The 12,227-nt window shown below is 68.3% G+C and carries 10 protein-coding genes; 8 read left to right on the top strand and 2 right to left on the bottom strand.

The features are described from left to right. Positions 1-38 precede the first annotated feature (38 nt). The 6 genes from miaA to ACE3T8_RS07830 all read left to right on the top strand — a co-directional run bounded on the left by miaA (position 39) and on the right by ACE3T8_RS07830 (position 5,052). Positions 39-1,001: a tRNA (adenosine(37)-N6)-dimethylallyltransferase MiaA gene (miaA, locus tag ACE3T8_RS07855; RefSeq protein WP_374608470.1), complete on the top strand. Its 963-nt coding sequence runs from the start codon at positions 39-41 to the stop codon at positions 999-1,001. A 129-nt stretch (positions 1,002-1,130) separates the two neighbouring features. Then, complete coding sequence (gene hfq / locus ACE3T8_RS07850) at positions 1,131-1,406, top strand: RNA chaperone Hfq (protein WP_374608235.1); 276 nt, start codon at positions 1,131-1,133, stop codon at positions 1,404-1,406. Between the two features lie 129 nt (positions 1,407-1,535). Next, positions 1,536-2,879 carry a ribosome rescue GTPase HflX gene (hflX, locus tag ACE3T8_RS07845; RefSeq protein ID WP_374608468.1) on the top strand — a complete coding sequence of 448 codons (1,344 nt, stop codon included), beginning with the start codon at positions 1,536-1,538 and terminating at the stop codon, positions 2,877-2,879. A 41-nt stretch (positions 2,880-2,920) separates the two neighbouring features. Next, positions 2,921-4,000, top strand: a complete 1,080-nt coding sequence (hflK, locus tag ACE3T8_RS07840) for an FtsH protease activity modulator HflK (protein ID WP_374608466.1) — start codon at positions 2,921-2,923, stop codon at positions 3,998-4,000. Then, positions 3,997-4,860, top strand: a complete 864-nt coding sequence (gene hflC / locus ACE3T8_RS07835) for a protease modulator HflC (RefSeq protein WP_374608233.1) — start codon at positions 3,997-3,999, stop codon at positions 4,858-4,860. Before hflK ends, hflC begins: the two co-directional genes overlap by 4 nt. A gap of 3 nt (positions 4,861-4,863) precedes the next feature. Beyond that, positions 4,864-5,052 (top strand): DUF2065 domain-containing protein, encoded by a 189-nt coding sequence (locus ACE3T8_RS07830; RefSeq protein WP_374608231.1) that lies wholly within the window; start codon positions 4,864-4,866, stop codon positions 5,050-5,052. A 4-nt stretch (positions 5,053-5,056) separates the two neighbouring features. Here the strand turns inward: ACE3T8_RS07830 and ACE3T8_RS07825 are convergent, their stop codons facing one another. Then, on the bottom strand, positions 5,057-7,165 hold the full coding sequence (locus ACE3T8_RS07825; protein ID WP_374608230.1) for a prolyl oligopeptidase family serine peptidase: 2,109 nt from the start codon (positions 7,163-7,165) through the stop codon (positions 5,057-5,059). Positions 7,166-7,394: 229 nt separating this feature from the next. Between ACE3T8_RS07825 and ACE3T8_RS07820 the strand changes: the two genes are divergently transcribed. After that, entirely contained in the window at positions 7,395-8,687 is a 1,293-nt protein-coding gene (locus ACE3T8_RS07820; RefSeq protein ID WP_374608228.1) for an adenylosuccinate synthase, read from the top strand. Positions 8,688-8,753: 66 nt separating this feature from the next. Here ACE3T8_RS07820 and ACE3T8_RS07815 read toward each other — a convergent pair whose 3' ends face one another. Continuing rightward, positions 8,754-9,209: a hemerythrin domain-containing protein gene (locus ACE3T8_RS07815; protein WP_374608226.1), complete on the bottom strand. Its 456-nt coding sequence runs from the start codon at positions 9,207-9,209 to the stop codon at positions 8,754-8,756. A gap of 164 nt (positions 9,210-9,373) precedes the next feature. On the opposite strand from ACE3T8_RS07815, the gene ACE3T8_RS07810 reads away from it, so the two are divergent. Further along, a complete protein-coding gene (locus ACE3T8_RS07810; protein WP_374608224.1) occupies positions 9,374-12,034 on the top strand; it encodes a M1 family metallopeptidase in 2,661 nt (886 codons plus the stop codon). Positions 12,035-12,227: the final 193 nt, after the last annotated feature.

Here is a 12,227-nt window from a genome sequence, read left to right as displayed (position 1 = left end):
GGGCGAGCCTCGATGAGTTGCGCGCGATGACGCCGGACATGCGCCTGCGCGCCAGGCCACTGGCGATTGCGCTGATGGGGCCGACCGCGTCGGGCAAGAGCGCGTATGCGCTCGAGCTTGCGGAGCGGCTCGGCGGCGAGATCGTCAGCGTGGATTCGGCGCTGGTCTATCGCGGCCTGGACATCGGCGCGGCCAAGCCCACCCGCGAGGAACAGGCGCGCGTGCCGCACCACCTGATGGACGTGCGCGATCCCTGTCAGCCGTATTCGGCCGCCGAGTTCGCGAAGGATGCGCGGGTGGCGATCGACGGCATCCTCGCGCGTGGCCGCGTTGCCATCCTCGCCGGCGGCACCGGCCTGTATTTCCGTGCATTGCTCGACGGCCTGGCCGACATGCCGGATGCGGATCCGGCGCTGCGCGAGGCCATCACCGAGGATGCCAACCTGCGCGGTTGGGCGGCGCTGCATGCGGATCTCGCCGTGGTGGATCCGGAGGCCGCCGCGCGCATCCACGCCACCGATGCACAGCGCATCCAGCGCGCGCTGGAAGTGCATCGCCTGACCGGAAAGCCGATCAGCGCCTGGCAGCGCGAGTCGACGCGCGTGCGCTTTCCGGCGAAGTTGCTGAAGCTGGTGCTGTCGCCACCGGATCGCGCGCTGCTGCATGCGCGCATCGAACGACGCTTCGATGTGATGCTGACTGATGGTTTCCTCGATGAAGTGCATGGCTTGCGCGCGTTGCCGGAGTTGCGCACGCATCCCGCGCCGCTGGAATTGCCGGCGGTGCGTGCGGTGGGCTATCGGCAGGCCTGGGAGTTCCTGGATGGTGAGTGCGACACCGCCACGTTCCGCGCGCGCGCCATCGCCGCCACCCGCCAGCTCGCCAAGCGCCAGTTCACCTGGCTGCGCGGGGAAGTCGACGCGCGCTGGTTCGATCCCGTGACGCAGCGCACGCCGCTGGACGATGCGGTGGCCGGTTTCACCGGCAACCGTGCGCCCTGACGCACGCATTCACGGCGTCCTGCGTTACCATCGGATCGCGCCCCCGGAAACGCGGCGGGTGCGGGGCCCGGGGAACAGGCCCACGACCACAAACAACAAAGAAGACACGCAACAGCCGTGGGGAAACCAATGTCGAAGTCGCAGTCCTTGCAGGATCCGTTCCTGAACGCCTTGCGCCGCGAGCGCGTCCCGGTCTCGGTGTACCTGGTCAACGGCATCAAGTTGCAGGGCACCATCGAATCGTTCGACCAGTTCGTGGTCCTGTTGCGCAACACCGTCAGCCAGATGGTCTACAAGCACGCGATCTCGACCGTGGTGCCGGCGCGCAACGTGCGCATCAGCGCCACCGGCGGTGCCGGCGTCGAGGCCAGCGATGCGGGCGAGGCAGACGACGAAACCGAATAACGGCAACCCGTAGGGGCAGGCCCCCGTGCCTGCCCTGTTGCCCATGGGGCAACCCCGGCGCAACCCCGTGCAACCAAAGGGGTTGCCCCAACGGGATTCGCCCACATCTGGGTTGCAATGCCAACCCAATTGTTCGAACGCTCCCGCCGGGGCGAACACGCCCTGCTGATCCAGCCGCATGCCGGGGGCCCGCCCGCCGAGGGCGTGCTGGAGGAATTCGGCGAGCTCGCACGCTCGGCCGGTGCCAGCGTGGCCGCGGTACTGACCGCGAAGATCGACCGCCCCAATCCCGCCACCCTGATCGGCAGCGGCAAGCTGGAGGAAGTGAAGGCCGCCTGCGAGGCCACCGGCGCCGACCTCGTGCTGGTCAACCATGCGCTCAGCCCGGTGCAGGAACGCAACCTGGAACGGGCGCTGGAACGCCGCGTCGTCGATCGCACCGGCCTGATCCTGGACATCTTCTCGCAGCGTGCGCGCAGCGCCGAAGGCAAGTTGCAGGTCGAGCTGGCACAGCTCAAGCACGTGGCCACGCGCCTCGTGCGCGGCTGGACCCACCTGGAGCGCCAGCGCGGCGGTTCGATCGGCCTGCGCGGCCCCGGCGAAACCCAGCTGGAAACCGACCGCCGCCTGTTGCAGAAGCGCGTCGACATGCTGCAGAAGCGGCTGGAAAAGGTCGAGGTCCAGCACACGCAGATGCGCCGTGCGCGCGTTCGCAGCGAGCTGCCGCGGGTTGCGCTGGTCGGCTACACCAATGCCGGCAAGTCGACCCTGTTCAATGCGCTCACCGGCGCCGAGGCCTATGCCGCCGACCTGCTGTTCGCCACCCTCGACCCCACCGTGCGCCGCATCGAGCTTCCGGGCGGTGGCGTGGTGCTGGCCGACACCGTCGGCTTCGTCCGCGACCTGCCGCATGAGCTCGTCGCGGCGTTCCGCTCGACCCTGAGCGAAGCGCGCGAGGCCGACCTGCTGCTGCACGTGATCGATGCCGACGATCCGCTGCGCGACGAACGCATCGCCCAGGTCGATGCCGTGCTGCGCGAGATCGATGCCGGCGACATCCCGCAGTTGCTGGTGTTCAACAAGATCGACCGCATCGAGGGCGCCACTCCGCGCATCGACCAGCGCGGCGAAGACCGGCATGCGGTCTGGCTGTCCGCGCGCGACGGGCTGGGCCTGGACCTGCTGCGCGTGGCACTGGGCGAACGCCTGGACCTTCAGCGGGTGGTCGGCGACATCGTGCTGCCGGTGGATGCCGGTCGCCTGCGCGCGCGCCTGCATGCGCTGGATGCGGTGCGCCGCGAGGAACTCGATGCCGATGGCTGGCGACTCACCGTGGACCTGCCGGTCGCGGACGCGGCGCGGCTGGCGGCGCAGGCCGATGGCGCGCCGTTGCGACCGCTGCTGCCAGCGATCGACACGGGACTTCCTGCAGAACGCTTCCCGATGGGCTTGTCGGTAGAATTGGACGCATGACGACGAAAAGCAGCGGCCCGCGCGGGCCACGAGTGAGCTGGATGGCCTGGAACAGGCCCGGCGGTTCTTCCGGGAAATCCACGGGTGGCAGCGGTGGCGGTTTCGGCAACCTGCTGGACAGGCTGCCTGACTTCGGCAACGGCAATCCCTTGCGCTGGATCTGGGTCGTGCTGGCGCTGTGGCTCGCGTTCAACTGCTTCGTCCTGGTCAACGAGCAGGAGCGCGGCGTGGTGCTGCGCTTCGGCAAGTTCGACCGGGTGATGCAGCCGGGCCCGAACATGAAGCTGCCGTGGCCGTTGGAGCGCGTGCGCAAGGTCAACGCGACCAAGATCGACACTTTCAACGAAACCGTCCCGGTCCTGACCCGCGACGAGAACATCGTCAACGTCGAGATCAACGTGCAGTACCGCATCGGCGAGCCCTACAAGTTCCTGTTCGGCACCCGCGATGGCGTCAGCGTGCTCAAGCAGGCCGCGCTCAGCACCGTACGCGAGCAGGTCGGCCGTTCCGACCTGGACACCGTGCTCGGCGCGCGCAATGCGCTGGCGGTCTCCGCCCGCGACCAGTTGCAGAAATCGCTGGATACCTACGGCACCGGACTGACCGTGACCGAGCTGAACCTGCCCAACGCGCGCCCGCCCGAAGAGGTGAAGCCGGCCTTCGACGACGTCAACAGCGCGCAGCAGGACAAGGACCGGGTGACCAGCGAGGCGATCGCCTATGCGGCCAAGATCGTGCCGGAGGCGCGTGGTGAAGCGGCGCGCACGCGCACCGTGGCGGAGGGCTACAAGAGCGCGTCGATTGCCCGCGCCACCGGCGACGCAGCGCGCTTCAGCCTGCTGGTCGACCAGTACAAGGCCGCGCCCGAGGTCACCCGCAAGCGCCTGTGGCTGGACACCGTGCAGCAGGTGCTGGCCGACAACCGCACCGTGGTCGGCGGCGATGGCCGCCAGCTGATCTACGTGCCGATGCAGGGCGGCAAGGCCGCCGGTGGCGCGACCACCGCGCCACCGGCTGCGTTGGCGCCTGAACTGGTTTCGCCGACGGTGGAAGCCACCGCCGAACCCGTGCGCAGTGCGCGCAGCGGCCGTGCCGCGGGCCGAGAGGAGGCCGTGCGATGAAATTCTCCACGTGGATGTCCGCCGCGGTCGCCGGCCTGCTGTTGCTGGCGAGTTCGGTGTTCGTGATCCCGGAAGGCCAGACCGCGCTGGTGCTGAACCTGGGCAAGGTGGTCCGCAGCGACCTCAAGCCGGGCCTACATTTCAAGCTGCCGCTGGTGGAAAGCATCCGTCGCTTCGACCGCCGCCTGCAGGTGCTGGCCGCGCAGCCGGAGCGCTACCTGACCTCGGAGCGCAAGGACGTCAGCGTCGATTTCTTCGCGATCGGGCGGATCGAGGACGTGCGTGCGTTCTACCGCGCCACCGGCGGCGACGAAAGCGCGGCGTCGGAACGGCTGGCGCCGATCATCAAGGACGCCCTGCGCAACGAGATCAACTCGCGCACCCTGCAGCAGGTGGTCTCGGGCAGCCGCGCCGACGTGATCGGCAAGCAGTTGCAGAACATCAATGTCGGCGCGAAGAACATCGGCGTGCGCATCGTCGACCTGCGCATCAAGCAGATCGACCTGCCCACCGACAGCCGCGTCATCGGCGACGTCTACAGCCGCATGCGCGCGCAGCGCCAGCAGGTGGCCAGCCGGCTGCGCGCCGAAGGCGAGGAACAGGCCAACCAGATCCGCGCCAAGGCCGACCGCGACCGTGCGGTGATCCTGGCCGAGGCCGAGCGCGATGCGCAGACGCTGCGCGGCCAGGGCGATGCCGAAGCGACCCGTCTGTACGCCGAGGCGGCCAACCGCGATCCCGGCTTCTTCGCCTTCCAGCGCAGCCTGGAGGCCTACCGCAAGTCGTTCTCCAGCGGCGACAACGTGATCGTGCTGGAACGCGACGACCCGTTCCTGCAATACATGCGCAGCGACCGCTGAGCCGTGGCCGACCTGTGGGCGGCGCTGTGCCTGGTCGCCGTGCTGGAAGGCCTGGTCCTGTTCGCCGCGCCCGGTGGATGGAAACGCGCGGCCGAGCAGTTGCAGCAGATGCCGGACGAGCACGTCCGCCGCATCGGCGGGATCGTGCTGGCGCTCGGCCTGGTCTCGCTGTGGCTGGTGAAGGGCGGCTAGCCGGTCACTCGGCGGCCTTGAACTCCGGCTTCGCCATCGGCTTGCCGCCGATGTAGCGCGCCAGCCAGGCCTGCACTTCGTAATTCCAGTAAATGGAATTCTGCGGGCTGAGGATCCAGTGGTTCTCGTCGGGGAACACCACCAGGCGCGAGGGCACGCGCATCGTCTGCAGGATGCCGTACAGGGCGATGCCCTGGCCGTAGGGCACGCGGTAATCCTTCTCGCCATGGGTGATCAGCATCGGCGTGCTGAAGTTGGCGGCATGGGCCACCGGGTTGTTGCGCTGCATGGCCTCGGGGCTGTCCCAGGGCGTGCCGCCCAGCACCTCTTTGGTGAATCCGTAGGTGGTGATGTCGGCGCCGTACTGGCCGATGAAGTCGCTGACGCCTGCATGGTTGACCAAGGTCTTGAAGACCTTGGTATGGCCGAGCAGCCAGGTGGCGAGGTAGCCGCCGTAACTCGCGCCCGCGGCCGCCACGTTGTCGCGGTCGATGGCCGGGATGGCGGCGAACAGGTAGTCGTTCGCCCTGAGCACGTCCTCCATCGGCTTGTCGCCCCAGGCGCCGTTGATGCTGCGCGCGTAGGCCTCGCCGAAGCCGGTGGAACCATGCCGGTTCACCCATGCCACGATGTAACCCGGGCTGGCGAACACATGGCTGTTCCAGCGCGGGCTGAAGGCGTCGCGCACCATCGTGTGCGGGCCGCCGTGCAGGAGCTGCACAAGCGGATATTTCTTCTTCGGGTCGAAACCGGGCGGGTAGACGACCCACGCCTGCACCTTGTCGCCACCGGCGCCCGGGAAGGTGTGCGATTCCACCTTGCCCAGGTCCAAGCCGGCGAACAGCGTGTCGTTGAAGCGGGTGAGCTGGCGTGGCTGGCCGCCCGGATCAAGCGCAAATACTTCCGGCGCGCGGCTGGTGGTTTCGCCGAGGAACACCAGCTGGCCCTCGGCGCTGTCCAGCTCGGTATTGCTGCCGCTGGCCACGACCTTCCGCACCGCACCGCCGTCGGCATCCATCGCGAACACCGGCACCACGCCGTTGTCCTCGGCCTGCAGCCACAACTGGCGGCCATCCGCCGAGAACGCCACGTCGTCGATGCTCAGGTCGAGCGCGGCGGTCAACGGCGCGGCCTTGCGGTCGCCCAGCGACACCCGCCACAGCCTGCGCAACTCGCCCTGGCTGTTGGCGGTGGCGACGCGGGTGTACAGCACCGAGCGACCATCGGGGGCGAAGCGCGGGAAATCGTCGCCGTAGGGATTGTCCGGCGTGAGGTTGACGAATGCGCCGCTGCCGTCGGTGGGCACCAGCACGATGTCGCTGTTGGGCTGGGTGGCGTAGGGCGGCGGCGTGGAATTGAGCGCCAGCGCCACGTGGCGGCCATCCGGTGCGATGTCGAAGCGCACCTCCCCGGAGGGCGCGAACAGGCGGTCGTATTTCGGGGTCAGGTCGCTCAGCGCCTTGCTGGCCACGTCCACCCGGAGCAGGCGATTGGCGAGGTTGTCGGTGAGGTTGCGGTCGAACCAGCGGTACTGCCGGTACTCGGTGACGTAGGCCGTCATCTTCGAATCCTTGCGGCGCTTCGCCTCCTTCTTCATCGCCGCGAGGTCGGCCTTGGCGAAGCTGCCGGCCAGCTCGGGAATGACCTGGGTGGCGAAGACGATGCCCTTGCCGTCCGGCAGCCAGGCGGGTACCGCGATGCCCATCGGCAATTCCACCAGCTTTTCGGCCTCGCCACCGGCGACCGGGATGACGTAGAGCGCCGCGGCTTCGTCCTCACCGCGCTTGCTGGTGAAGGCGATGCGGCCGCCGTCCGGGCTCCAGGCCGGGGCAGTGTCGCTGCCGGTGCCGGCGGTCAGCCGTCGCGTCGTCGCACGGGCGACGTCGACCAGCCACAGGCTGGCGGTCGGCTTGTTCTTCTCGATCGACCACTCCTGCACGCTGACCACCGCCTGCCGGCCGTCCGGCGAAAGCGCCGGTGCACCCACGCGCTTCACCGCCCACAGGTCCTGCGCGGTGATCGGGCGCTTGCCGGTGTCCGCGGCGGTGGCCAGGGATGCGGGCGACGCGAGTGCAAGGACGAGGGCAACGCGTGCGAGCAGTGCAGCAGTCATGGCGGATCCCCTGGACGGAGGTGGGCGCGTGCCGCCGCATCGGCATGCTGGATGCGGCGTAGCGGGCGGGCCGTCCCTCCCCGGATGGCCTGCTCGCGGCAGCATAAATGCGAATCGGCCCCGGGCGGGTCGTGGTCCGGCGCGTGCGCCACGACAGCGGGCCGCGAACCCCGTAGAATGTCGAAAAGCCGGGGCTCACCTCGGCTTTTCTCACGTCTGGAGCACGGAAATGGGTCAGTCAGTCGTCGTACTCGGCGCGCAATGGGGCGATGAAGGCAAGGGCAAGATCGTCGACCTGCTGACGCAGGACATCGGCGCGGTGGTGCGCTTCCAGGGCGGCCACAACGCCGGCCATACGCTGGTGATCGCGGGCAAGAAAACCGTGCTGCACCTGATCCCGTCCGGCATCCTGCGCGACGACGCGCTGTGCCTGATCGGCAACGGCGTGGTCCTGCACCCGGGCGCGCTGCAGAAGGAAATCGCCGAGCTGGAAGGCAATGGCGTGGAAGTGCGTTCGCGCCTGAAGATCAGCCCGGCGACGCCGCTGATCATGCCGTACCACATCGCCCTGGACCAGGCGCGCGAGAAGGCCGCAGGCAAGTCGGCGATCGGCACCACCGGCCGCGGCATCGGCCCGGCCTACGAAGACAAGGTGGCACGTCGCGGCATCCGCGTGGCCGACCTGCACTACCCGAAGGAACTCGCCGAAAAGCTGCGCGTCGCGCTGGACTACCACAACTTCGTGCTGACCCAGTACCTGAAGGTCGATGCCGTCGATTTCCAGCAGACCCTCGACGAGGCCTTGGCGTTCGGCGAATACGTGCAGCCGATGAAGGCCGACGTGGCCGGCATCCTGCATGACCTGCGCAAGCAGGGGAAGAAGGTGCTGTTCGAGGGCGCGCAAGGCTCGCTGCTCGACATCGACCATGGCACTTATCCGTACGTGACCTCGTCCAACACCACCGTCGGCGGTGCGATGGCCGGCACCGGCGTGGGCGCGGACGCGATCGACTACGTGCTGGGCATCGCCAAGGCCTACGCGACGCGCGTCGGCGGCGGCCCGTTCCCGACCGAGCTGGACGATGCCGTGGGCCAGGGCATCCGCGACCGCGGCCAGGAATACGGCGCGACCACCGGCCGCCCGCGTCGCTGCGGCTGGATGGACATCGTGGCGCTGAAGCGCGCGGTGGCGATCAACGGCATCAGCGGCCTGTGCATCACCAAGCTCGACATCCTCGACGGGATGGAGACCCTGAAGATCTGCATCGCCTACGAGTACCACGGCAAGCGCAGCGAGTACGCGCCGCTGGATGCCGCCGGCTGGGAAGAATGCACGCCGGTGTACCTGGAGTTCCCGGGCTGGAGCGAGTCCACCGCCGGCATCACCGAATGGGACAAGCTGCCGCCGGCGGCGCGTGCCTACCTGCGCGCGCTGGAAGAACTGGCGGGCTGCCCGCTGGCGATCGTCAGCACCGGCCCGGACCGCGACGCCAACATCGTCCTGCGCGATCCGTTCGCCTGAGCCACGCGCAGCTCGACATGAAAACGCCCCGCAGTGCGGGGCGTTTTCGTTTGCAGGCCATGTGCTTCAGGCGCGCAGTTTCTTCAACATCCGCGCATAGTCCTTACGGTACTTCTTCGCGGCCTGCACTTTCTGCGGATCGGTCAGGATCTTGCCGGTGACCTGGAAGAATTTCTTCTCTTCCTCGCGCAGGTGGTGGTGCACTTTTTCCGAGAGCTTGCGCGCCACCGCCAGCCATTGCCCGCCTTCGGCATCCGCCTTGTGCAGGTCTTCGACCAGTTCGTCCATCTCGTGGTGCTCGTGCAGCGCGTGGCGGCTCGAGTCCAGGCCGGCGTCGTGCATCAGCACAGGCGCGTAGAGGAAGCGTTCTTCCGCCGCCGCGTGCGCGGCCAGTTCGGTATGCAGTTCCTTGAACAGGGAGATACGGTCCTGGGTGCCGGGCTTCGCGCGCAGCAGCTTGCGGCAGAGCGAGCGCTGGATCTCGTGGCTCTCGCGCAGGGCGTCGTAGATGGTCTCGGGCATGGCGGCGATCCGCGGCGACGGGCCGGCAGGTTGTCCCGGACGCCGCGATGGCCACGTGAATGCGCAGCCGGCATGACTTCCGGCGCTGCCGCCCGGCGCTGCGGGCGCGGATGATCGCGGCTCGCGCGGGCGGTTCCGCCCCGCTCCGTCATCGAGGACAGCCCATGCGTCGCAACCTGGTCACCGCCGCCATCACCCTTGCCCTGTGCGCGGCCACGCTGCAGGCGTCCGCGCAGACGCCAGCCGAGGTCTCGCGCAAGGCCTCGCCGCCGGCGGTGCGTGCCACCACCCAGTTGCCGCGCAACGTGGTGCCATCGCATTACGCCATCGAGGTCACGCCGCATGCGGACAAGCTGGCCTTCGACGGCAAGGTCGTGATCGACATCGACGTGCTGGAACCGACATCGACGATCACGTTGCAGGCAGTCAACCTCACCATCGCCAAGAGCATGCTCACCGGCAAATCCAGGAAGGCGCTGTTGCCGAAGGTCAGCCTGGAGGAGCCCAGCCAGACCGCGACCTTCACCTTCGACGCGCCGCTCGCGGCCGGTCGTTACGCGCTGGCCATCGACTACACCGGCGTGATCAATACGCAGGCCAACGGCCTGTTCGCGATCGACTACGACACCGAGGCCGGCAAGAAGCGCGCGCTGTACACCCAGTTCGAGGCGCCGGATGCGCGCCGTTTCGTGCCGTCCTGGGACGAGCCCAACCTCAAGGCGACCTTCGACCTGACCGTCAATGCGCCGAGTGCCGACATGGTGGTCAGCAACATGCCGCAGACCGCGTCGAAGCATCTCGGCAACGGGATGAAGCGCGTCGTGTTCGCCACCTCGCCGAAGATGTCGACCTACCTGCTGTTCCTGGCGGTGGGCGATTTCGAGCGCGCCACGGACACGGTCGATGGCACCGAGGTCGGCGTCGTCGCGACCCGCGGCAAGGTCGGCCAGGCCGCCGGCGCGCTGGAGGCCTCGAAGCTGGTGCTGGCGGAATACAACGACTACTTCGGGGTGAAGTACCCGCTGCCGAAGCTCGACAACGTCGCCGCGCCGGGCGGCAGCCAGTTCTTCAGCGCGATGGAGAACTGGGGCGCGATCCTCTCCTTCGAGTACATCCTGCTGGTCGATCCGAAGATCTCCACCATCGGCAACGTGCAGGGCATCTTCTCCGTGGCCGCGCACGAGATCGCCCACCAGTGGTTCGGCAACCTGGTGACGATGAGCTGGTGGGACGACGTCTGGCTCAACGAAGGCTTCGCCACCTGGATGGCGGCGCGCGCGACCGAGAAATTCCATCCAGAATGGAACACGAGGCTCGACGCCGTCGGTGGCCGCGAGAGCGCGATGAACCGCGACGCGGTGGCGACCACGCACCCGGTGGTGCAGCAGGTCCAGACCGTGGAGCAACTGGGCCAGGCCTTCGACGCGATCACCTACAGCAAGGGCGGCGCGGTGATCCGCATGCTGGAGAACTACGTGGGCGAGGACGCCTGGCGCGAGGGCGTGCGGGCTTACATGAAGAAGCACGCCTACGGGAACACGGTCTCCGCCGACCTGTGGAGCGCGGTGCAGTCCGCCGCCGGCAAGCCGATCCAGGACATCGCCCGCGACTTCACCACCCAGCCGGGCATCCCGCTGATCACCGTCGAGTCGGCGACCTGCAGCGGCGGCAACACCACGCTGCAGCTGTCGCAGGGCGAGTTCACCAAGGATCGCCCGGGCAAGGTGCCGCTGCACTGGCGGGTGCCGGTGGTCGCGGCCACGGCGGGCGGCGTGCGCGTGGATACCGTGGTCGAAAACGGCAAGGGCACGCTGCAGGTGCCGGGTTGCGGCGCGGTGGTGGTCAACGCCGGGCAGGCCGGCTACTACCGCACCGTCTACGACCGCGCGCAGTTCGCCGCCATCGGCAGGGACTTCGCGAAGCTCGACCCGATCGACCAGCTCGGCATCATGAACGACACCTGGGCACTGGGCATGGCCGGGCTGCGGCCGGCATCGGATTACCTGGGCCTGGCCAAGGGTGTGTCCATCGATGCCGACCCGGCCATCTGGGACGACATCGCTGGCACCTTGGGCAGCATCAATGGCTACCTGGCGGGCAACGATGCGGCGCAAGCGCGCTTCCAGGCGTATGCGCGCGGCGTGCTGCAACCGGTGTTCGCCAAGGTCGGCTGGAACGGCAAGGCCGACGATTCCGCGCCGGTGCAACTGTTGCGCACCACCCTGATCGGTGCGCTGGCCGGGCTGGGCGACGAGGCGATCATCGCCGAGGCGCGCCGCCGTTTCGCCGCCAATGACGATGCCTCGCTGCCGCCGGCGCTGCGCAGCCTGGTCACCGGCATCGTCGCCAACAAGGCCGATGCCGCCACGTGGGACCGACTGCACGCGATGGCCAGGGCGGAGAAGACTCCGCTGATCAAGAACCAGTTGTACAACCTGCTCGGCATCGCCGAGGACAAGGCGCTGGGCCAGCGCGCGCTGGACCTCGCGCTCACCGACGAACCGGGCGCGACCAACAGCGCGGCGATGATCGGTGCGGTCGCCGGCCAACATCCGGACATGGCCTTCGACTTCGCGGTGGTGCATCGCGCGGACGTGGAGAAGCTGGTGGATGCGTCGTCGCAGGCGCGCTACTACCCCGGCATCGGCGGTGGTTCGTCGGACCGGGCGATGATCGGCAAGCTGCGTGCGTTCGCCGAGGCGCACATCCCGGCGAGTGCGCGCAACGCCACCGAAACCGCCATCGCCAACATCGAATACCGGCTCAAGGTGAAGCAGGAGCGGATGCCGGCGATCGAGGCCTGGCTGCAGCAGCAGGGCAAGTAAACCGACGACCCGAAGGCCCCGCGATGCGGGGCCTTCTTCATCGCGCCGGGCGCTGGCCGAAAATTCGGTTCTTCTCCCATCTGAGGGAGAGGCACACGGCCGACCCGGCTAACTTGTGGTTGTCGAGACTACAAATTGGGGCCGGCCGTGGCCGACGTGGATTGTATTGCTCAGCTTGGTGGCTGGACGGGTT

Source organism: Thermomonas sp., assembly GCF_041919455.1.
In the GTDB taxonomy this organism is placed as follows: Bacteria; Pseudomonadota; Gammaproteobacteria; order Xanthomonadales; family Xanthomonadaceae; genus Thermomonas.
The sequence above is the reverse complement of the archived record's forward strand: the minus strand, read 5'-3'. Positions and strand labels throughout refer to the sequence as shown.